This window comes from Maribacter sp. 1_MG-2023, assembly GCF_030547005.1.
In the GTDB taxonomy this organism is placed as follows: domain Bacteria; phylum Bacteroidota; class Bacteroidia; order Flavobacteriales; family Flavobacteriaceae; genus Maribacter.
Map to the genome: position 1 here is coordinate 26,700 of NZ_JAUOPN010000021.1, position 23,547 is coordinate 50,246.

Here is a 23,547-nt window from a genome sequence, read left to right on the forward strand (position 1 = left end):
ACGTTTTTATGTTTTATACTTTCATTAAACTTAAGTTCTTTTCCAAAAATAAGGAGTCAATAATATCAGTACAGTAAATAATTCTAACCTACCTGCCAACATTAAAAAACCGCACCACCACTTTGCCAAATCGGGTAAACTATTAAAATTACTCACAGGATTTAAACTTCCTAACGCCGGACCTACATTACCCAAAGATGATGCCGCACCACCAATAGCAGACTCAAAATCTAATCCTAAAAAGCCCAACACTAAAGCACCTATTATGAAGAGTAGCATGTAGAGCACAAAGAATCCAATAATATTATAAACTATTTTCTCTTTTACAGTCTTATTGTTATATCGTACAGGTATGATGGCATTCGTATGCAAAGTTCGCTTAAACTCCAATACACCATTCTTTATAATCAATAAGTGACGCATTACTTTTATACCACCTGCCGTTGATCCCGCCGACCCTCCTAAGAAGAACAATCCGAAGAAAAACACGGTCAAGAAAGGTGTCCACTGCGTAAAATCTGCACTAACAAATCCGGTTGTAGTAATAACCGAAATTATTTGAAACAATGAATGTCTGAATGCGCTTTCTGCCTTACCTAAAACCATAGGATATCCAGGAGTAAGATCGGTAATATTAGCTTGATAATATACTACGAGAGCTACTATAATAGTAAAAACAATGGTAAAACCGGCGTAGTACTTAAACTCTTCATCTTGTATAACTTTTTGAACCTTCCCTTTAAAAGCGAAATAGCTAAGTACAAAATTACTACCCGCCAAAAACATAAAGAAAATGATGATATATTGAATTACAGGTTGGTCATTCCAATGTGCTACACTGGCATTTTTAGTTGAAAAACCACCAGTAGATAGCGTAGCCATAGCATGATTTATTGCATCAAAAAATGACATTCCTGCTACTTGAAGCAAAATGGTTTCTGCTACAGTGTAGCCGAAATAAATTAGCCACAAGCGTTTTGCCGTATCTGTAATTCTTGGGTGTAATTTATCTCCTGTAGGTCCTGGCGCTTCCGCAGAAAACAACTGCATACCTCCTATTCCCAGCAAAGGTAATATGGCAATTGCCAAAACAATGATACCCATTCCACCAATCCAATGAGTTAAGCTTCTCCAAAATAAAATACCTTCTGGCATCGCTTCTATATCATCCATAATAGATGCACCAGTTGTAGTATAACCTGATATAGTTTCGAAAAAAGCATTTGTTACCGTTGGTATAGCCCCTGAAAATAAATAAGGCAGCATACCAGAAATAGACATCACTATCCACCCGAAGGTTACAATAATATAGCCTTCTTTCTGCTTTACTTCTTTTTTATGACCCCTGGTATAGTACATCATAAAAACCCCTACAAACATTGTGCTTATAGATGCCAAAGCTATACTTAAAGTTGCTCCATCTTGGTAAACACCACTGACAACAGCCGCCAAAAGCATAAAGCCTCCATTGCATAGCAATAGAAGCCCCATTATATGAATTATGATTCTTAAATTAAGCCGCATCTTATAGGAACATTCGTTCTATTTTTTGAATCTCGTTCGGCAAACAACAAACTACAACTCGATCACCTTCTTGAATCTTAAATCCACCAAGTGCAATATGCCCTACACCATCTCTAACCACACCACCAATAGTAGCAGCTTTCGGAAAATCTAATTCCCTAATTGTAGCACCGGTTACTTTAGAATTCTTTTTTACTATAAATTCTAAAATCTCAGCATTCAAATTATTCAAACGCATTAAGGCAACCACTTCTCCTTTACGTATATGTCTAAAAATATTATTTGCAGCCAGTAGCTTTTTATTGATCAACGTATCAATACCAATAGAATGAGAGAGCTGAAAATAATCCATATTCTCAACTAGCGCTATTGTCTTTTTTATATATTTTGATTTTGCCACCAAGCAAGACATAATATTCGTTTCAGAATTTCCAGTTACCGCAATAAAGGCATCCATAGATTCTAAACTCTCTTCATCTAGCAATTCAACATTTCTACCATCACCATTAATTACAAGTGCATTTGGCAACTCATCTGCTAAATCAAAGGCTTTCTCTTTGTTTTTTTCTATCAACTTTACGTTGAATTTATTGGCACAAAGATCTCTAGCCGTTTTATAACCTACTTTACTTCCTCCAAGAATCATTACATTCTTGATTTCGGCTTTTTTCTTTCCAGTTAATTTATAAAGCTCATCTACACCTTTTTTCACAGTTATAAAATACACTTGATCACCTTCCTTAAAAACCGTATCACCTCTAGGTATTACCGTATACTGAGTACCTGTTCGCTGTAATGCAATTGGCATGAAATGTAATTCTGGAAAGATCTTTGCCGCTTCTTTAACTTGCTTGCCTACAAATGGTGCCGACTTCAATAATGATACACCTACCATTATCAACTCTCCATCTTCAAATTCGTAAGTATCATTAAATGCCGATTTATTTAAAAGCATCTGTATTTCAGTTGCCGCCAAAGCCTCTGGAGATATCAACTCATCGATACCTAAATCTGAAAATCTCAATAAATCTTTATTCTTAATAAACTCTGTATTCGATATTCTGGCAATAGTTCGCTTACAGCCTAATTGCTTAGCCAGCATGCAAAGTGTTAAATTTGTAGTTTCAGATGAAGTTACAGCAATAACCAAATCTGAATCTTTTACCTGTGCATCGTTTAATACAGCAATAGAAGTTGCATCGCCTTTTAAAACTCGTATATCTAGATGATTATCTGCGTAAGCAAGACTTTCTTTTTTAGAATCGATTAAGGTAATATCCTGTGATTCATAAGAGAGCAACTTGGCTAAATGAAAGCCTACTTCCCCAGCACCAGCAATTATAATCTTCATTTATTTTATTAGACCGCTACTTATCAAGCACTAATTTTCTTCTCTTAACTATCATATATACTTAAAAGTAGTCTTGAAATCTATAGCATTTATTATGGGGCAAAATTACATAATTAAATTAGTTTATTCTTTATTTTCAATTCTTTAACCATCAATAACCAACCTAAATCGTTAAAAAGGAATAAAGCATTAGCTATATTGTATATTTGCCAAAAAAATAGCAATAAAATGCCCCAAAAAGTTACTCCATACAAAGATTCTAACCTGGGAAAAAAGGAACAGGTTACTAAAATGTTCGATACTATCTCTAAAAATTATGACGGTCTAAACCGCGTAATATCATTTGGAATAGATATTAAATGGCGTAAAAAGGTTGTAGAAATATTAAAAAAAGAAAACCCACAATCTATTCTAGATATTGCTACAGGTACCGGTGACCTTGCTATAGCACTTGTTAAAACTGGCGCAAAAAAGATTGTAGGTCTAGATATTTCTCCAGGCATGCTAGCTGTCGGTAAAGAAAAAGTGACCGATAAAAAACTAAACAGTACTATTGAAATGGTTGTTGGCGATAGTGAGAAACTAACTTTTGAAGACAATTCTTTTGACGCAGTAACAGTTTCTTTCGGAGTAAGAAATTTTGAAACACTGAATACCGGTATGGCAGAAATTCTACGTATCTTAAAACCAAATGGCACCTTGGTTGTTTTAGAAACTTCAGTACCTACCAAAACTCCGTACAAACAAGGCTATAGCTTTTACACTAAAAATATACTTCCGCTAATAGGAAAATTATTCTCAAAAGATGATTCTGCTTATGGCTATTTAAGTGAATCTGCTTCTGTTTTTCCACATGGTGAAAACTTCAACAATATTTTACGCGAAATAGGGTTTATAGATGTAACGAATAAACCTCAAACATTTGGGGTTGCATCAATTTATGTTGCAAAGAAGGCTAATCTATAGTTTTAGCATACTTACAATATATATTTGACGTTTTACAATCGTAAACCAGGATATATGAAAAAGTGGTTTTTTATACCTCTAACGTTGTTGCTTGTTAATATAGCAAGTGCTCAATTCAACGAAAGTCCCATATTGAATAAACAAAACGAAGATAAGAAACTCTTAAACTGGGGCTACTTCCTTGGTTTAAATCAATATGACTTTAAATTTGAATATAAGGAAAATGCTCCTGACATTTTGGTCAGTAAAAGCTTCGGCTTTAACGTGGGTTTAATTGGTGAAATACGCCTAAATGAGTTTTTTGATGTACGTTTTGAACCTGGTCTACATTATGGTTCTAGATTATTAGGTTTTCCGTCTCCGTTAATTGAAGATGAACGCGATGCACTAGTAGAAGTAAAATCAACATACATAAATTTTCCTTTACTTTTAAAAGCGAGCACCAGAAGGTATGGCAATTTTAAACCATTTCTTTTGGGTGGCGTATCGACAGGACTCAACCTAGGTAGCAATGAGGACAGTCTTGACGACAATGAAACTGGCACCTTTAGAATGAAAAAATGGGTTTACAACTATGAACTTGGTTTCGGAATTGATTTTTACCTAGAGTACTTCAAATTCACCCCTTCTATTCGTGGTGTTTTTGCCATAACTGATGAGTTAATACCCGATAATGACCCCAACAGCCCTTGGACCGGGAATATCGAGTCTTTAAAAACACGCGGAATCTTCATCAACTTTACTTTTGAGTAGCAATTAGCAATTAGCAATTAGCAATTAGCAATTAGCAAAAAATAAATTTATCGATTTATAACACCTAGTTACTTTCTAATTTCATGAAGTAAAATCGCAGTTGCAGAAGCTACATTTAAACTTTCTGTAGTTGCTTCGCCAAATTGAGGGATTGCCAACCTATCGGTACATAGTGCTGCAACAGCACCAGAAACTCCTTTGCCCTCATTACCCATAATCATTATTCCTTTCTCCGGTAATTTCGAATCATTAACACTTACACCATCCATAAAAGTACCATATATAGGCAATTTTGCTGATGACAAAAATACCTCAAGGTCTGTATACCGAATATTCACCCGCGTAATCGAACCCATAGTAGCTTGCAATACTTTAGCGTTATAGCAATCTACAGTAGTAGCAGAACAAACAATATCAGTAATACCAAACCAATCGCAAAGTCTAATAATGGTTCCTAAATTACCTGGATCTTGAATACCGTCTAATACCAAAATCCAATCAGATAAAATATTTTCTGTTTGTTTAGGGATATGAAATACTCCAAGATATCCATTGGGGTTCTTTAGACTACTAACCTGCCCCAACGCTTTATTAGATATTGCGTTTACTTGTAAACCATTTACATCTAACCCGCTGGGATCTACAGCAAACAGCTTATATACTTTAATGTCGGAATTCACTACTTCCTCCACCGTCTTTTTACCTTCCACAACAAATAGTCCATGCTCATTTCGGCACTTTTTTTGCTGTAGACTTTTGATAAGTTTCAATTCACTTTTGACAACCATTCAAATAATGTATTTTTGATTTCTATGAGGATGGCACTTTGCTCCAAAAACAACATGGCTAAATTAAGCTTATTATCACTACTGGCAATAGTCTTGCTATCCTGCAACTCGTTAAAAAAAGTTGAGGACGACGAGTACTTGGTGATTAAAAACTCCATTTACGCCGATTCTATTAAATTAAAAAACGCTGAATTAGAAAGTCTTATCTACCAAAAACCTAATTCAACTGTTTTAGGATATCCTTTAAGACTAAACCTTTATAATCTTGCGAAAGAAAATCCTGATTCTTCATACAATGCTTGGCTCGACCGTAAAGAGAACAGAAAAAAGAGACTTAATAATTTATTGTCAGAAAAACAGGTTAAGCGCTTAGGAGAGTCCTTTTTAGTAAAAGGGCTAAGCAATTGGCTTGAAGATATAGGTGAAGAACCTACAGTTTTAGATACCTCAAAAACAAGATTAAGTCTAACAAAACTTAGCGCATACTACGAAAGTAAAGGTTATTTTACCAATAGTACTACTTATAGTATTGACAGCACAAAACGAAAAAAAGCTAAAGTATATTATCATATAGAATTAGGCGACCCTTATATGATAGATTCTCTTAGTAACAGTATTTCATCAAAGGCCATAGATTCTCTTTACTTTTTACATTCTGCAAACTCGCTGATAAAGGAAGGGCAACAATTTGATTTATCTAATTTCAATAATGAACGTGAACGACTAGCAAGTATTTTTAGAAATAGTGGAATTAGAAACTTTCAAGAAAGCTCTATTGCCTTTGATATTCTAAGGGATACAACAAGGGCTGCAGGTGACCAGAAAATGAACATCACCTTAAATATTGGCGATCTAAAAACAAGAGGAGAAAATGAAGTTACCACCTCTGCATACAAAGTTGAAAAAATCAATAAAATTAATATTTATACAGACTACCTATCTACAAGTACACAAGATTCACTCTACACTTTAGACTATCAAGACTACACAATTCATTATTCCAAAAATTTTGACATAAAACCAAAAACATTGGCAAATGCGATCTTTTTTAAAAAAGATAGTACTTATAGAGATGTAGATAAAATTAGAACATCTAGGCAGTTAAATGCCCTTAATGTATTTAAATACCCAAACATCATTTTTGAAGCGGACTCTTTAGACAACCAAGTAAACACTAATATTTATCTCGCTCCGAAAACAAAATATGCACTTAGCACTAATTTTGAAGTTAGCCGTTCCAATATACGACGTTTAGGAGTTGGTCTCGGCACCACCCTACTAATAAGAAACATTTTTAAAGGAGCTGAAAACTTAAGCATCTCCGCTAATGGCTCTTATGGGCTTTTAAGCCGAAATACTTTTGAGGCTAATTACTTTTCAGAATTCGGAGGTGACATTACCCTAGACTTTCCTAGAATCTGGTTCCCCTTTATTAATACCTCTAGAATTATACCTAATTATACACTACCAAAAACAAGGATCGCGATAGGAACCAATTTCCAGAACAATATTGGTCTAGACAAACAGACCCTAAATACCGTTTTGGCTTATAATTGGGCACCTAGCGACTTTGTAAACCATAATGTCGAATTACTCAATATTCAATTCGTTAGAAATGTAAATGAAGAACGATTTTACAATGTATACACAAACACCTATGAACTTTTAGATGAAATTGCGGATAAATACAAAGACCCCGTCTTATACCCTGAGTTAGTTGAATACTTTGAACCAGGTGATGGTGATGACGAGCTGAATTTAATAATTCCATCTGGCACTACAGGCTTTACAGATGCCATATTAAATGAAGATGTTGCTTCAACCCCGGATGATTTTGACGATGTGAATTCTATTGAGGAAAGAAGAATTAGACTTACTGAGAATAACCTAATTTTTGCAACCAACTATACCTTTAATAAAACCAATAGAACTGGAATACTAGATAATTCATTTTATCAATTTCGCTGGAAAATAGAAGGCGCAGGTAATGTATTATCCGCCTTTTCATCGATTATACCTTTTAACAAAAAAGATGATCAACTTTTAGTTTTTGGAGTACCATTTTCTCAGTATATCAAGAACGAATTTGAGTATGTTAAATATTGGGATTTATCACGTTCTAATGTACTAGCCGCTAGGGCTTTTTTCGGTATTGCTATTCCTTATGGCAACTCTAACAGTATCCCATTTGTTCGTAGTTATTTTGGTGGTGGCTCAAATGACAACCGCGCATGGTTTCCTTATTCTTTAGGACCAGGTAGCGTATCTGCAATAAACGATTTTAACGAAGCAAATTTAAAATTAGCCTTAAACTTAGAATACAGATTTCCGGTAGCAGGTGATATTAACGGAGCCATATTTGCTGATGCAGGAAACATATGGAACGTGCTGGATAATGTAGAAGATCCAGATGCTACTTTTGACGGACTAAGCTCTCTAAAGGACATTGCCCTTGGTACAGGTTTTGGCGTGCGGTACGATTTTACCTATTTTCTATTTCGATTAGATTTAGGCTTCAAAACCTATAATCCTGCTGAAATTCAGTCTAAGCGCTGGTTTAGAGATTATAACTTCGCAAATTCCGTATTGCAAATAGGCATCAACTATCCCTTTTAAATATAATTGTTTTATTACTTTTGTTTTTCATTTTTTTTTAGAAACAAACAACAACATAATTATGGCTCACAATATCAAACCGGGAGTTGCAACCGGAGACGAAGTTCAAGCAATTTTCAATTACGCAAAAGAAAAAGGATTTGCATTACCTGCGGTAAACGTTATTGGTTCAGATACTATTAATGGTGTTTTAGAGACAGCTGCAAGTTTAAATGCTCCTGTTATCATTCAATTTTCTAATGGTGGAGCTCAGTTTAATGCCGGTAAAGGTCTTTCTAATGATGGACAAAAAGCAGCTATTCTAGGTGCAGTTGCAGGCGCAAAACATGTTCACCAATTAGCAGAAGCTTATGGTGCTACAGTTATTCTTCATACAGATCATTGTGCAAAAAAATTATTGCCTTGGATCGACGGTCTTCTAGATGCTAGTGAAAAACATTTCGCTGAAACTGGTAAATCTTTGTTCAGTTCACATATGATCGATCTTTCTGAAGAGCCTTTAGAAGAGAACATCGAAATCTGTAAGGGTTATTTAGAGCGCATGAGCAAAATGAACATGACGCTAGAAATCGAACTAGGTATTACTGGCGGCGAAGAAGATGGTGTTGACAATTCTGATGTAGATGATTCTAAATTATACACACAACCAGAAGAAGTAGCATATGCTTACGAAGAACTTTCTAAAGTAAGCCCAAAGTTCACTATCGCTGCTGCATTCGGTAACGTACATGGTGTTTATAAGCCAGGTAACGTAAAATTGACTCCGAAAATTCTTAAAAACTCCCAAGAGTATATTTCTGAAAAATATGGTGTTGAGCACAACCATATCGATTTCGTATTTCACGGTGGATCTGGATCTACTGTTGAAGAAATTAGAGAAGGTATTAGCTACGGTGTTATTAAAATGAATATTGACACAGATTTACAGTATGCCTTTTTAGCAGGTGTTCGTGACTATGTTCAAGATAACAAAGACTACTTACAAGCACAAATAGGCAACCCTAAAGGTGCAGATGAGCCTAACAAGAAATTTTACGATCCAAGAGTTTGGTTGAGAAAAGGTGAAACTGCTTTTATAGAGCGTTTGAAAAAAGCCTTTGAAGACTTAAACAACGTAAATACACTTTAATAGTATAGGATAACCAAAAAATGGATGATATGACGGCTTGGTTTAAAAGAAAAGAAAAAGGCATACAAACCTCTACCGAAGAAAAGAAAGACACACCTAAAGGCTTGTGGTACAAATCGCCAACAGGTAAAATAGTTGAGTCAGACGATCTTGCAAAAAACTTTTATGTAAGTCCTGAAGATGATTACCATGTAAGAATCGGTAGTAAGGAGTATTTTGAAATTTTGTTCGATGACAACAAGTTTAGAGAACTTGATGCAAATCTTACTTCTAAAGACCCTTTAAAATTTGAGGATACCAAGAAATATAGCGAGCGTTTAAAAGCGGCACAGAAAAAAACCGGACTTAAAGATGCTGTAAGAACAGGATACGGAAAGTCATTTGGTAAAGATATCGTAATCTGTTGTATGGATTTTAAATTCATCGGTGGTTCTATGGGTAGTGTCGTTGGCGAGAAAATTGCTCGTGGTATTGACTACGCCATTAAAAAGAAAACACCATTTATGATGATTTCTAAATCTGGTGGAGCTCGTATGATGGAGGCAGCGCTTTCATTAATGCAATTAGCAAAAACATCTGCCAAACTTGCGCAGTTGTCTGAAGCTGGTTTACCATATATTTCTTTATGTACAGATCCAACAACTGGTGGTACAACTGCATCATATGCAATGCTTGGCGATATTAATATTGCAGAACCAGGTGCATTGATAGGTTTTGCCGGTCCAAGAATTGTAAAGGATACTACTGGTAAAGATTTACCTGAAGGCTTTCAGTCATCTGAATTTTTATTGGAACACGGATTCTTAGATTTCATTTCACACAGAAAAGATTTAAAGAAAAAAGTCAACCTCTATATAGACCTTATTCAAAATAATCCGGTGAGATTAGAAAAAGCAACGGCTTGAAAACTTTAGTATGTACCATACTATCATTTTGGTTTTTATGCTGTTCTACAGATAAAGAAAAAGTGCTCGTCGATGAATCAGATTCGACGAGCATTTTTGATTTTAATGCACAAGTTACCGAGGTAAGCATAACAGGAGAGTCAAATGCGTATACAATTGCTACTACAGTCTCTAGTCCTGATACAGGTTGTGACCAATATGCAGATTGGTGGGAAATCATTGATTTAGAAGGAAATCTTATTTATAGAAGAATTCTAACTCATAGTCATGTAGACGAACAACCATTTACAAGATCAGGTTCTAATATTCCTCTTAAAAATGAAGACGAAGTTTATATTCGTGTTCACATGAATACTACAGGTTATGCATCTGCTGTACAAAAAGGGTCTATCATCAATGGGTTTTCTGCTTCTGAATTAAGCTCAGATTTTGCTGAAGGTTTAGAAATAATAGCACCATTGCCCAATGGTTGTGCTTTTTGATGTAAATTATCAAAATATAAATTAAACATTTCAAAAAATATCATACCTTTGCGCCCTGATTGAAAATCAATCATGTACATAAAAATCATTTAAATTAATATTGGAATGTATTTAACAAAAGAAGTAAAAGCCGAAATTTTCAAGAAACACGGCGGTAAAGCAGAGAACACTGGTTCTACAGAAGGACAGATTGCTTTATTCACACACCGAATCAATCACTTGACCGGTCACTTGAAAAGAAATCATAAAGACTATAACACTGAGCGTTCACTTGTGAAACTCGTAGGTAAAAGAAGAAGTCTTCTTGATTACATGATTAAAAATGATATTGTAAAATACAGAGAGCTAATTAAAGAGCTAGGTATTAGAAAATAATATTGCAAAAGGGGATAGCTAGCTATCCCCTTTTTTAATACTCCTGCCTTAGGAGTTTAAGCCAAACATATTGGCAAAGGCGAACAAAAAGCTACACACGGTTTTTCATTGGTCAACACAACAACACAACAACTCCGACCAGAGAATTTCAGTCGGAAAGACCATTGTTTAACAAATTTGCATTGCGCAAATTTTAATCGAATTTTATGATTCCAAAAGTATTTAAAGAGGTCATAGACCTTGGGGACGGTAGAGAAATTTCTATCGAAACAGGAAAATTGGCAAAACAGGCACACGGTTCTGTTGTTGTTCAATCAGGAAAATGTATGTTATTATGTACAGTTGTTTCCAACTACAAACAAAGTGATGTGGACTTTCTTCCACTTACGGTAGATTACCGTGAAAAATTTGCTGCTGCTGGTCGTTACCCAGGTGGTTTCTTTAAAAGAGAAGCAAGACCAAGTGATGGTGAAGTTTTAACTATGCGTTTAGTGGATCGTGTTTTACGTCCATTATTCCCAAAAGATTACCACTCTGAAACTCAGGTGATGATTCAATTAATGTCTCATGATGATGACGTTATGCCAGATGCAATGGCAGGTTTAGCTGCTTCTGCTGCTATTCAATTATCAGATTTTCCATTCGAATGCCCAATTTCTGAAGCTAGAGTTGCTCGTGTAAATGGCGAATTCGTAATTAACCCAACTCGCGCTCAATTAGCAGAGTCTGACATCGATATGATGATTGGTGCTTCGGCTGATTCAGTAATGATGGTTGAAGGTGAAATGGATGAGATTTCTGAAGAAGAAATGACAGAAGCTATCAAATTTGCTCATGAAGCAATTAAAGTACAATGTGCTGCTCAAGTTGCATTGGCTGAAGCTTTTGGCAAAAAAGAAGTTCGTGAGTACCAAGGTGAAAGAGAAGAAGCTGATTTGGCTAAGAAAATTCACGACATGGCTTATGACAAAGTATATGCTATTGCTCAAGCAGGTTCTGCTAAGCATGAACGTAGTGCTGCTTTTGGTGAAATCAAAGAAGAAATTAAAGCATCTTTTTCTGAAGAAGAGCAAGCTGATTTTGGCGGATTAATTTCTAAATATTACAATAAAGCTGAAAAAGCAGCTGTACGTGATTTAACATTGAACGAAGGTTTACGTTTAGATGGTCGTAAGACTGATGAAATTAGACCTATTTGGTGTGAGGTTGATTATTTACCTTCTACTCATGGATCTGCAATCTTTACCCGTGGAGAAACTCAAGCTTTAGCTACAGTAACTTTAGGTACATCTAGAGATGCAAACAAAATAGATATGCCATCTTACGAAGGCGAAGAGAATTTCTATTTACATTATAACTTCCCTCCTTTCTGTACAGGTGAAGCTAGACCAATTCGTGGAACATCTCGTAGAGAAGTTGGTCACGGTAACTTAGCTCAACGTGCCTTAAAAGGTATGATTCCTGCAGATTGCCCTTATACAGTTCGTGTTGTATCTGAAGTTTTAGAATCTAACGGTTCTTCTTCAATGGCAACAGTTTGTGCTGGTACAATGGCTATGATGGATGCTGGTGTTAAAATGAAGAAACCAGTTTCTGGAATTGCAATGGGATTAATTTCTGATGCTGATTCTGGTAAATATGCTGTATTATCCGATATTTTAGGTGATGAAGATCATTTAGGAGATATGGATTTTAAAGTAACTGGTACTGCTGATGGTATTACTGCTTGCCAAATGGATATTAAAGTAAAAGGATTGTCTTACGAAATTCTTGTAAATGCTTTAAAGCAAGCTAGAGATGGTCGTTTACACATCTTAGGTAAAATTACCGATACGATTTCTGCTCCTGCTGAAAGCGTTAAAGATCACGCGCCTACAATGGTTACTCGTAGAGTTCCTAACGAATTTATTGGTGCTTTAATTGGTCCTGGTGGAAAAGTAATTCAAGAGATGCAAAAGGAAACTGAAACGACTATCGTTATAAATGAGGATCCTGTTACCGAAGAAGGTATTGTAGAAATTTTAGGTGTAGGTAGTAAAGGTATTGATGCTGTTATGGCAAAAATAGATTCTATCTTATTTAAACCTGAAGTTGGTAGCGTTTACGAAGTAAAAGTTATTAAAATGCTTGATTTTGGTGCGGTTGTAGAATATATGGATGCGCCTGGTAACGAAGTATTATTGCACGTAAGTGAACTAGCTTGGGAGCGTACAGAAAATGTAGCTGATGTTGTAAACATGGGCGATGTATTCGATGTTAAGTATTTTGGCCTAGACAAACGTACACGTAAAGAGAAAGTTTCTCGTAAAGCGCTTTTACCAAAACCAGAAGGTTTTGTTGAAAGACCACCACGTGATGACAAGCGTAGAGATGACCGTCGTGGAAACGATCGTAGTCGTGATCGCGACAGAAAACCAAGAAGAGATTAATACTCTTGTAAGTTTATAAAGTAAGCCCCGACGTATATGTTGGGGCTTTTTTTATGCATTTCAACAGATTAATGAAGTTTTTTGCCTCCAATTGTAACATTCGGAAGATTTTTACGTATAAGTATATGCAGTCTATGCAAATTGAACTTAATTTATTTTAATGAGACAGCTTAAGATTACAAAACAGGTCACCAATAGAGAGACCGCATCTTTGGACAAGTACTTACAAGAAATTGGAAAAGTGGACTTGATTACCGCTGATGAAGAAGTAGAATTGGCACAACGTATTAAGGCAGGCGATCAGCGTGCTCTTGAAGAACTTACGAAAGCCAACCTCAGATTCGTGGTTTCAGTTGCTAAGCAGTACCAAAACCAAGGCCTTACTTTACCAGATTTGATTAACGAGGGAAACCTTGGTCTTATCAAAGCTGCACAGCGTTTTGACGAAACGCGGGGATTTAAATTTATCTCCTACGCCGTATGGTGGATCCGTCAATCTATATTACAAGCTTTGGCAGAACAATCTCGTATCGTTCGTTTGCCATTGAACAAAATTGGTTCTATCAACAAAATCAACAAGACTTTTGCTTTCTTAGAGCAAGCGCATGAAAGAATGCCTTCTCCTGAAGAAATCGCGAAAGAATTGGATATGACTGTTGACGACGTAAAACAATCATTGAAAAACTCAGGTAGACACGTATCTATGGATGCGCCTCTTATAGACGGTGAAGATTCTAACCTTTACGATGTACTTCGTAGTGGCGAATCTCCAAATCCAGATAGAGAATTATTACATGAGTCTTTACGTACAGAAATTGAGCGTGCTTTAGAAACTCTGACGCCTCGTGAGGCAGATGTTATTCGTTTATACTTTGGTCTTGCTAATCAGCATTCTATGACCTTAGAAGAAATTGGTGAAACTTTTGATCTAACAAGAGAAAGAGTTCGTCAAATTAAAGAAAAAGCGATTAGACGTTTAAAGCATACTTCTAGAAGTAAAATATTAAAAACGTATTTGGGTTAAAAATCCTAAGCGTTCAAGCTATAAAAATTACACGTTAAATATTCCTTAAATTGGCAATATTGGCATATTAGTTGTAATTTTAACGGTAACAACAGTTTATCATGACTGTTCGTTTTTTGATTGATGAATAAACTCCGGCTGATTACCGGAGTTTTTTCATTTATAATAGTTTGTAATGTAATTTGAAAAGTTAGGTATCTGTATACTGACACATACCCTAAAAAATCTTTCCTTACCTTAGAGTATCAACATTAACCTAATGAAACATACAGTACTAATTCTAATGAGTTTTGCGCTGTTCAACTCTTGTAATCCCAAAAAGACTATTACCGACTTCAATAAGTACCCTAAACCTATAGACGAAAACCTTTGGATACAATACACCAAAGATGCTACGCTCTTTAAACTTTGGTCTCCAAATGCTGAAGAAGTAATTTTAAGACTCTATAAAGATGGACATGACGCTACTGTGTTTTCATACTATAACCTGACAAAAAAGCATCAAGGTATTTGGCAAACAAAAGTAGATGGTGATTTAAATGGCATCTATTACACCTATCAAGTTAAAATTAATGATTCGTGGCTAGATGAAACTCCGGGAATTTATGCAAAAGCTGTAGGTGTTAATGGCAATAGAGCTATGGTCTTAGATATGGAAACCACCAACCCGAAGGCTTGGAAAAAAGACTCACCCCCTACTCTTAGTAAATATAATGAAGCTATAATTTATGAATTACATGTTCGTGACATGACAATTCATCCGCAGTCTGGCTCATCACTACCTGGTACATACTTAGGGTTAATAGAAGCTGAAACTAAAGGTCCAAACCGAGTTGCTACAGGTATTGATCATTTAAAAGAATTAGGCATTACCCATGTGCATCTTTTACCCACTTTAGACCACTACTCTATTGATGAAACTAATTTAGACACTCCACAATTTAATTGGGGTTACGACCCTAATAACTACAATACCCCTGAAGGTTCTTTTTCTACCGACCCCTTTAATGCAGAAGTTCGCATTAAAGAGTTCAAGCAAATGGTAAAAACTTTTCATGATAATGGTATTGGGGTTATTTTAGATGTCGCATATAACCACACTGGCAAAACAAAAGAATCTAACTTTAATCAAGAAGTACCTGGGTACTACTATCGCCATTGGGAAGATGGTTCTTATTCAGATGCTGCTGCCTGCGGTAACGAAACTGCCTCAGAGCGTGCTATGATGCGGAAATTCATGATTGAATCTGTCTTACATTGGACGAAAGAATATCATATTGACGGATTCCGTTTCGACCTCATGGGTATTCATGACATTGAAACCATGAATAAAATTGGCGAAACTGTTTTAATAATAAATCCTGATGCACTTTTATATGGCGAAGGATGGACTGCTAAAGATTCTCCTCTAGCAGAAGAAAAACGAGCCCTTAAAAAACATATGCAGCAACTTCCAAAATTTGCTGCTTTTAGTGATGATTTACGTGATGGGTTAAAAGGTTCAGTTTTCGAGGATGAAAGTTTAGGTTTTGTTAGTGGTGCCAAGAATACAGAGGAATCGATTAAATTCGGAATTGTAGGTGCCATTCAACATCCTCAAATTGAATATGAAGATATAAATTATTCTGACGACCCTTGGACCTTAGAACCATGGCAATCTATCAACTATGTTTCATGCCACGATAATCATACCTTATTTGACAAACTTAAAATTTCAAGACCAGATGCAACATTAGAAGAATTGATTACTATGGATAAATTAGCGAATGCCATTGTACTGACCTCCCAAGGCACCCCGTTTCTTCATGCTGGATCAGAAATGCTTCGTACTAAAAACGGAGAACATAATTCTTACAACCTACCAGATAGTATTAATCAAATAAACTGGAATTGGAAAAATGACCATAAAGAGGTTTTTGAGTATTATAAAAACCTTATTCAATTACGAAAAGCACATTCGGCATTTACCATGCACAATGCCCTTGATATACAAAAGCATTTAAAATTTCAAAAAGCAAATGACAGCCTTGTCTCCTTCATTTTAGAAGAGCATGCAAATGGTGATACTTGGAAGAATATTTTGGTTATTTACAATGCACACAACAAAAACATTAATTATAAAATTGATGGGGTTTGGCAAAAAGCTGTTTCTGGTAGTACCTTTGACTTTCAAGGGCTGCATATACTGAAAAACAATATCGAAGTACCGCCGCTATCAATGTACATAGCATTTCAGAAATAATTGTAAGTCTATAAAATTTTAATAAAACATGAGTTCAGATCCTCAACCTAACAATCCGCTTCATGGTATTAAGCTAGCAACAATACTTGAAGAACTTACAGAAAAATATTCTTGGGAAGATTTGGCTGGTCAAGTTGATATTAATTGCTTTAAAAGTAATCCGTCTATAAAATCAAGCTTAAAATTTTTACGTAGAACTCCGTGGGCACGTGAAAAAGTTGAACATTTATACTTACAATCCTTCAAAAAATAATGAGCCTTAATATAGTACTCATAGAACCAGAAATACCGAATAATACAGGTAACATCGGCAGATTAGCTCTCGGAACAGGATCTACATTGCATTTGGTAAAACCATTCGGATTTGAACTTACCGATAAACGTTTAAAAAGAGCGGGACTAGATTACTGGCAACACCTCAATGTTATTATGTACGAGAATGTTGATGAATTCTTTGACCAGCATAAGGACAAAAAAATGATATTCTTTTCTGCTACGGCTACCAAAAATCATTGGGAAATGGATTTTGAAGATGACATGTTTCTCGTTTTCGGGAAAGAATCTGTTGGCTTACCTAAAGAATTATTACAGCAAAACATCGAGAACAATTCCAAGATTCCATTGTATAGCGAACACATTAGAAGTTTAAACTTAGCCAATGCTGTAGCCATTACCATTTACGAAGGTTTACGACAAATAAACCTGAAATAATTGCTTTCTTTTGATAACTGAAATGGTGCAAAATTTTAAAAAAATGCTAACTAAACTATCGGTAGTAAAATTTAAGTTGCACTAATTTTCTCTTCCTAAATCAAAAACTTCAATCTAGTTTTCCAATTAAAATCCATCACTTACCAAATTCCAAATAACATAAGCTCATATTACCTATATCGTAAAAAATCAGCATAATATCACGATTCTATCATTCATGAAAAAATATTCAAATTAGTCCAGATATTAGGTTTCCCCAACTTCCCGTTAAAATTTTAAAATCATTTAATTATAGCAGAATAATTGATTATTTTCAAAGTGAAATTCTTTTATTCCACCATTAGAACCAACCTAACTTCCACCTTATGAATACGAAAAGATGCTACCTATTACTTGCATTTACATTGGTCGCCTTTAGCATCAGTTTTGCACAAAAAAGATCTAAAAAAACAACTGCAACAATAACTCCAGAATTCTACGAAAATCTAGAATGGCGAAATATCGGCCCTGTACGTGGTGGTCGTTCTTTAGGATCTTCGGGAAGTCCAAGTAGGCCTAACGAATATTATTTCGGTGCAACAGGTGGCGGATTATGGAAAACTACAGATGGCGGTAATGAATGGGAAGCTGTTACCGATGGTCAAATTACAAGCTCTTCCGTTGGTGCAGTTGCGGTCGCAGAAACTAATCCTGATATTGTATACATTGGTATGGGAGAAGTACAATTGCGCGGCAGTATCACCCAAGGTGACGGAGTTTATAAATCAGCTGATGCCGGTAAAACTTGGACACATCTAGGGCTAGAAGAAACTCAAGCGGTTTCTAGAATTAGAATTCACCCAACAAATCCTGATATTGTCTATGTAGCAGCTTTAGGTCACCCATATGGCGATAATGAACAACGTGGTGTTTTTAAAAGTACCGATGGCGGAAAAAATTGGAACAAGACATTATATGTAAGCGACAAGGCAGGTGCCGTAGATTTAATAATTGACAGAAATAATCCTAATGTTTTATACGCAAGCACATGGCAAGTTCAAAGAAAAGCATGGAAAATGTGGGGCGGAGGACCAGATTGTAAACTATGGAAATCCACTGACGCCGGTGAAACTTGGATAGATCTTTCGAAAAACCCTGGAATGCCAAAAGGTCCGTTAGGTAAAATCGGTGTTACAGTTTCACCAGCAGATTCTAATCGTGTTTGGGCCGTTGTGGAAGCTAACGAAGGTGGTGTTTTTCGTTCAGACGATGCCGGTAAAACTTGGGAACGTACCAATGATGAAAGAAAACTGAGACAACGTGCTTTTTACTATTCGAGAATTTATGCGGATCCGCTTGACAAAGACATTGTTTACGGACTTAATGTTGATTTTTGGAAGTCTACAGATGGCGGAAAAACTTTTGACATAAAAATTAAAGTACCACATGGCGATAATCATGATTTATGGATAGACCCTAACAATCCAGACCGTATGATTTCTTCTAATGACGGCGGTGGTGTTGTTAGTATCAATGGTGGAAAATCATGGACAAAAGAAGATTACACTACTACACAACTGTACCATGTAATGACAACGAACGACGTACCTTATCATGTTGCTGGCGCACAACAAGACAATAGTACTATTGCCGTACCAAGTGATGGCTGGGGACATATGCAAGCAAGAGGTCAAGGAGATGGTTGGGCTTACGCTGTTGGCGGTGGCGAAAGTGGGTGGATTACCCAACATCCTACGGACTTAGATATTTTTTATGCCGGTAGCCAAGGAGCACTTTTAACTCGTTATGATAGAAGTAACGGACAATCTAGAGATATTCAAGTATACCCACGTTTTTTCTCTGGTGAGCCCGCTAGTGCCTTACCAGAACGCTGGCAGTGGACTTTTCCTATTATGTTCGCTCCAAAAGATTCTAATTTGATGTACACATGCTCTCAACATGTTTGGAAAACTACAGATGACGGACAGTCTTGGGAAAAAATTAGTCCAGATTTAACGTATGCAGACCCAACTACTTTAGGTAAAACTGGCGGTATTATCACCATGGATATGAACGGACCAGAAATTTACGCTACCGTATTTGCCCTTGCTCCATCAAACCACGATATCAATACCATATGGGCAGGTTCCGATGATGGCAAAATCCATATTACAAGAGATGGAGGTGAAAATTGGACAGATATTACTCCAAAAGATTTACCAAAATTTTCAAGAGTAAGTATTATTGATGAATCTATTCATAACCCGGGTACACTCTATGCTGCAGCTAATAGATATCAAGTTGATGACAGACAACCTTATGTTTACAAAACACATGATTTTGGTAAAACTTGGACCAAGATTATTACCGGTATTGAAGACGGTCATTTTGCAAGAGCCGTACGTGAAGATCCTGTAAAAGAAGGTCTGTTATTTTTAGCTACAGAACATGGAGTATATTTTTCAATGAACGATGGTGAGCTATGGCAAAGTCTTCAGTTAGAACTTCCAGATACTCCTGTTAGAGATTTAGTCATAAAAGATAATGATGTCGTATTAGGAACACATGGAAGAGGATTCTGGATCTTGGATGATATTCAACCCATAAGACAGTTTACCCCAGAAATGGCAAAGCAAGATGCTGTTCTGTTTAAACCTACAGATGCGCTTAGAGGTTTAACAAACGCCTCTATTCAATACTACTTAAAGGAACAAAAAGACACCATCACTTTTGAAATTTATGATGCTCAAAATAAATTAATCAACACCTTTACCGGTAGCAAACCGAAATATGAAGTAGACCCTAATATTCCTTATTGGCTGAAAGGCGGATCAACAAAGCCTACCACTGCAAAAGGAATAAATACGTTTACTTGGGATATGAGATATACTGGCGCCACCACTTTTGACGGTATGATTATTTGGAGTGCAAGACCTGCTCGAGGACCAAAAGCTCCATTAGGAATTTATAAAGTGAAAATGAAATCTGGCGATTATGAAAAAACATATGCCTTCGAAATAAAAATGGACCCAAATTTAAAAGGTATCACCAAAGAAGATTTAGATGAGCAGTTTGAACTTTCGAATAAAATTATGGGTAAAACTACTGCTGCCAATGAAGCGGTGATTAAAATTCATGAAATAAAAAAATCCCTTACAGCTTCGAAAGAGAGTATTGATACCAGCGACTATACTAATACAGTCACTCCATTTTTAAATGATTTATCAGAAGTTGAAGAAGCATTGTATCAAGTAAAAAACCAATCGGGTCAGGATCCTTTGAATTTCCCTATTAAGCTTAATAATAGATTAGCTTCATTACGTCGCAGTGTTGAATCTGGAGAAGCAAAACCTACTAACGGAGCTTATAAAGTGTATGAAGAACTATCTGCAGAACTTAAAATTGAACTTCAAAAACTGGATAGTATTTTGAGTAAATACAAAACGAAAATAAATCCTATATTAACTAAAAATGGTGGTTCGAAGATTGATTAAATGATGTTAAAGCAAAAGCTAAAACACAATTAAAACGAATTACAAATACGTATTTTTGTAATGAACAAATAAGGTTTATTCATATGAAAAAGGCAAGTATAGCGCCATCACTTTTAGCAGCAGACTTTGGAAATCTACAACGTGATGTAGAAATGGTAAATTCAAGTGAGGCGGAGTATCATCATATTGATGTTATGGATGGAGTTTTTGTTCCAAATATATCTTACGGTATGCCTGTTGTAAAAGCCATTCAAAAACATGCTACAAAACCTTTAGATGTACATTTGATGATTGTGGACCCTGATAGATATCTTGAAGAATTCGCAAAACTTGGAGCTCATATTTTGACGGTACATTATGAAGCGTGTACGCATTTACATAGAACTATACAAGCCATAAAGGCTTTGGGCATGAAAGCTGGTGTTGCTTTGAATCCGCATACAAATGTTTTGCTTTTAGAAGATATCATTCAAGATATTGACGTTGTATTGATTATGAGTGTAAATCCTGGCTTTGGTGGACAATCATTTATAGAAAATACATATGATAAAATAAAAGCTACCAAAGCTTTAATTACAAGAAAGAAATCATCTGCTCTTATAGAAGTTGATGGCGGAGTTACCACTGCCAATTCAAAGAAATTAGTTGAAGCTGGTGCAGATATTTTAGTTGCCGGTAGTTTTGTATTTAAAAGCGCCGATCCAATTAAAACTATAAAAGAACTAAAAGGATGAAAACTGTATTTGACATGGTCATCATCGGTGGTGGACCAATTGGAATTGCATGTGGTTTGGAAGCAAAGAAAAACGGACTAAACTACCTAATTTTAGAAAAGGGGCCTATTGTGAATTCGCTTTTTCATTACCCTAGTAACATGCAGTTTTTCTCTTCATCTGAAAAATTAGAGATTGACGAAATACCATTTATAAGTAATGAAGCTAAACCTAAACGAGATGAAGCTTTAGAATACTATAGACGTATTGTGACCTCAAATAAATTGAATATACATCTTTTTGAAAAAGTAGAAAATGTTCAAAAAAATGAGAATGTATTTACAATAGTTTCAGATAAGGCCACCTATTCTTCAAAACAGGTTGTAATATCTACTGGTTTTTATGACCTACCTAATTTATTGAATGTGCCAGGCGAAAATTTAGAGAAAGTAGTGCACTATTATGATAACCCACATTATTATTCAGGTCAAAAAGTAGCCGTAATTGGAGCTAGCAATTCTGCTATTGACGCAGCACTTGAATGTTGGCGAAAAGGTGCAGAGGTCTCTTTGATTATTCGTGGCTCAGAAGTCGGGCAACGCGTTAAATATTGGGTACGACCAGATATCATTAATAGAATTGAAGAAGGTAGCATCAAAGCTTATTACAACACAACTATAAAATCAATTTCAAAAAATCACATCAATTTAACCACAAAAGATGGAGATATAGCCATTGAAAATGACTTTGTTTTAGCACTAACTGGATATAAACCTAATTTTAAATTTTTAGAAAAAATAGGTGTCAATACAAGTAATGACGAAAAGAAATTACCCGATTACAATCCAGATACTATGGAAACTAATGTCGCAGGTCTTTATTTAGCAGGTGTAATTTGTGGAGGGATGGAAACCCACAAATGGTTTATAGAGAATTCTAGAATTCACGCAAAAATGATTGTTAAGAATATTATTTCGAGTACGATAACTACCTCGTAATTAACTGATATAATGGCATTAAAAATTGTCACAACAATAGACACTTTTTAAAAACGTTATATTTACTTAGCAACAAAACCAAACCTTATGATTTTCTTCGGTACCGGATCAGCAAATCTTGACTCTGTAAAAACAAGAAATATTACTTGTCAACACTGCAACAATCCAGATACTATTTACATCAATATTTACAGAAAGCATGCACACGTTTTTTGGATCCCTATGTTTCCATTAGGCAAAAGTGTTAGTTCTTATTGCAACCATTGTAAAGAGACCTTGTCGCCAAAACAAATGCCAGAGGCTCTTAAAACGCAATATAAAAACATAAAAGATGAAGCTAAAGGACCTATATGGCAATTTTCAGGACTTTTAGTATTAGCACTTTTGATAGGATTTGCAATTTATTCTGGTGGAAAAGACAAAGAAAATACGCAACTATATTTATCAGCTCCGGCTGTTGGTGATATATACCAATACAAGGCTGATAATGGCAATTATTCTACAATGAGACTTGAAAAAGTAACTTCAGATAGTTTATACCTTTCCTTAAACGATTATGAAATATCAAAAAAATCTAGACTATATAAGATTGATAAAGATGAGAACTATTCTGAGGTAACTTATGGGTATTCAAAAAATGAAGTTTCTCAAATGCAAAAAGAAGGTGTTATTTTCGATATTAATAGAGATTAATAATCAGCATTCAAAACAAACGAAAACCTGAGAAGCAAACTTCTCAGGTTTTTTTATATACACTACTGAAAGTTTCAATTTATGTGTGTTTACTTTTAAAATTGATAACTACAAATATCAATTCAAAAATATGGCATCAGTCATTCTTTTATATAACATGGTTATATAAAACACTTAAGGAATAACTCATAACTAAAAATATCAGATTAACTTTCATTTACAACTTCTCTTTCAAATTAACGATGAACTAAGTTTGATTATATGAAGATTATGCTCGAATAGAAGTTAAATCCTTATTGACCATATTAACTATCCTAACAGACTTATCTATATAACTTAATTCTAGTAGTAGTAGTAGTAGTAGTAGTGGTAATA

Annotated in this window: 19 protein-coding genes; 16 read left to right on the forward strand and 3 right to left on the reverse strand. The window is 35.4% G+C overall.

Going from position 1 to position 23,547, the window contains the following annotated elements:
* Positions 1 to 30: 30 nt before the first annotated feature.
* Positions 31 to 1,524, reverse strand: a complete 1,494-nt coding sequence (locus Q4500_RS17435; protein ID WP_299326168.1) for a TrkH family potassium uptake protein — start codon at positions 1,522 to 1,524, stop codon at positions 31 to 33.
* Position 1,525: 1 nt separating this feature from the next.
* On the reverse strand, positions 1,526 to 2,875 hold the full coding sequence (trkA, locus tag Q4500_RS17440) for a Trk system potassium transporter TrkA (RefSeq protein ID WP_073247406.1): 1,350 nt from the start codon (positions 2,873 to 2,875) through the stop codon (positions 1,526 to 1,528).
* Positions 2,876 to 3,103: 228 nt separating this feature from the next.
* On the opposite strand from trkA, the gene ubiE reads away from it, so the two are divergent.
* Together ubiE and Q4500_RS17450 are read left to right on the forward strand one after the other, a co-directional pair.
* The gene (ubiE, locus tag Q4500_RS17445; protein WP_303600863.1) at positions 3,104 to 3,841 is read left to right on the forward strand and encodes a bifunctional demethylmenaquinone methyltransferase/2-methoxy-6-polyprenyl-1,4-benzoquinol methylase UbiE; all 738 of its coding nucleotides are present in this window, start codon (positions 3,104 to 3,106) and stop codon (positions 3,839 to 3,841) included.
* Between the two features lie 54 nt (positions 3,842 to 3,895).
* A complete protein-coding gene (locus tag Q4500_RS17450) occupies positions 3,896 to 4,594 on the forward strand; it encodes a porin family protein (protein WP_303600864.1) in 699 nt (232 codons plus the stop codon).
* Positions 4,595 to 4,662: 68 nt separating this feature from the next.
* Here Q4500_RS17450 and Q4500_RS17455 read toward each other — a convergent pair whose 3' ends face one another.
* Entirely contained in the window at positions 4,663 to 5,382 is a 720-nt protein-coding gene (locus Q4500_RS17455; RefSeq protein WP_303600865.1) for an RNA methyltransferase, read from the reverse strand.
* A 54-nt stretch (positions 5,383 to 5,436) separates the two neighbouring features.
* Between Q4500_RS17455 and Q4500_RS17460 the strand changes: the two genes are divergently transcribed.
* From Q4500_RS17460 to Q4500_RS17525, 14 genes are all read left to right on the forward strand, one after another.
* Positions 5,437 to 7,998: a BamA/TamA family outer membrane protein gene (locus Q4500_RS17460; protein ID WP_303600866.1), complete on the forward strand. Its 2,562-nt coding sequence runs from the start codon at positions 5,437 to 5,439 to the stop codon at positions 7,996 to 7,998.
* A gap of 61 nt (positions 7,999 to 8,059) precedes the next feature.
* Positions 8,060 to 9,127: a class II fructose-bisphosphate aldolase gene (fbaA, locus tag Q4500_RS17465; RefSeq protein WP_282076246.1), complete on the forward strand. Its 1,068-nt coding sequence runs from the start codon at positions 8,060 to 8,062 to the stop codon at positions 9,125 to 9,127.
* 29 nt (positions 9,128 to 9,156) lie between these two features.
* Complete coding sequence (accD, locus tag Q4500_RS17470) at positions 9,157 to 10,032, forward strand: acetyl-CoA carboxylase, carboxyltransferase subunit beta (RefSeq protein ID WP_299326486.1); 876 nt, start codon at positions 9,157 to 9,159, stop codon at positions 10,030 to 10,032.
* The gene (locus tag Q4500_RS17475) at positions 10,029 to 10,514 is read left to right on the forward strand and encodes a hypothetical protein (protein ID WP_299326450.1); all 486 of its coding nucleotides are present in this window, start codon (positions 10,029 to 10,031) and stop codon (positions 10,512 to 10,514) included. Before accD ends, Q4500_RS17475 begins: the two co-directional genes overlap by 4 nt.
* Before the next feature lie 105 nt (positions 10,515 to 10,619).
* Entirely contained in the window at positions 10,620 to 10,889 is a 270-nt protein-coding gene (rpsO, locus tag Q4500_RS17480; protein WP_038235085.1) for a 30S ribosomal protein S15, read from the forward strand.
* 206 nt (positions 10,890 to 11,095) lie between these two features.
* Entirely contained in the window at positions 11,096 to 13,318 is a 2,223-nt protein-coding gene (locus Q4500_RS17485) for a polyribonucleotide nucleotidyltransferase (protein WP_299801322.1), read from the forward strand.
* Between the two features lie 160 nt (positions 13,319 to 13,478).
* Positions 13,479 to 14,342, forward strand: coding sequence for an RNA polymerase sigma factor RpoD/SigA (locus tag Q4500_RS17490; RefSeq protein ID WP_299326462.1), 864 nt, complete (start codon positions 13,479 to 13,481; stop codon positions 14,340 to 14,342).
* 259 nt (positions 14,343 to 14,601) lie between these two features.
* Complete coding sequence (gene pulA / locus Q4500_RS17495) at positions 14,602 to 16,584, forward strand: type I pullulanase (RefSeq protein WP_303600867.1); 1,983 nt, start codon at positions 14,602 to 14,604, stop codon at positions 16,582 to 16,584.
* A 28-nt stretch (positions 16,585 to 16,612) separates the two neighbouring features.
* Entirely contained in the window at positions 16,613 to 16,837 is a 225-nt protein-coding gene (locus Q4500_RS17500) for a VF530 family protein (RefSeq protein WP_303600868.1), read from the forward strand.
* The gene (locus tag Q4500_RS17505) at positions 16,837 to 17,295 is read left to right on the forward strand and encodes a tRNA (cytidine(34)-2'-O)-methyltransferase (RefSeq protein WP_303600869.1); all 459 of its coding nucleotides are present in this window, start codon (positions 16,837 to 16,839) and stop codon (positions 17,293 to 17,295) included. Before Q4500_RS17500 ends, Q4500_RS17505 begins: the two co-directional genes overlap by 1 nt.
* Positions 17,296 to 17,660: 365 nt before the next feature.
* Positions 17,661 to 20,768: a glycosyl hydrolase gene (locus Q4500_RS17510; protein WP_303600870.1), complete on the forward strand. Its 3,108-nt coding sequence runs from the start codon at positions 17,661 to 17,663 to the stop codon at positions 20,766 to 20,768.
* Between the two features lie 83 nt (positions 20,769 to 20,851).
* On the forward strand, positions 20,852 to 21,502 hold the full coding sequence (rpe, locus tag Q4500_RS17515; RefSeq protein WP_303600871.1) for a ribulose-phosphate 3-epimerase: 651 nt from the start codon (positions 20,852 to 20,854) through the stop codon (positions 21,500 to 21,502).
* Positions 21,499 to 22,479 carry a YpdA family putative bacillithiol disulfide reductase gene (locus Q4500_RS17520; RefSeq protein ID WP_303600872.1) on the forward strand — a complete coding sequence of 327 codons (981 nt, stop codon included), beginning with the start codon at positions 21,499 to 21,501 and terminating at the stop codon, positions 22,477 to 22,479. The genes rpe and Q4500_RS17520 overlap by 4 nt, the downstream gene beginning before the upstream one ends.
* 87 nt (positions 22,480 to 22,566) lie before the next feature.
* A complete protein-coding gene (locus tag Q4500_RS17525) occupies positions 22,567 to 23,172 on the forward strand; it encodes a hypothetical protein (RefSeq protein WP_303600873.1) in 606 nt (201 codons plus the stop codon).
* The last annotated feature ends 375 nt before the right edge of the window (positions 23,173 to 23,547 follow it).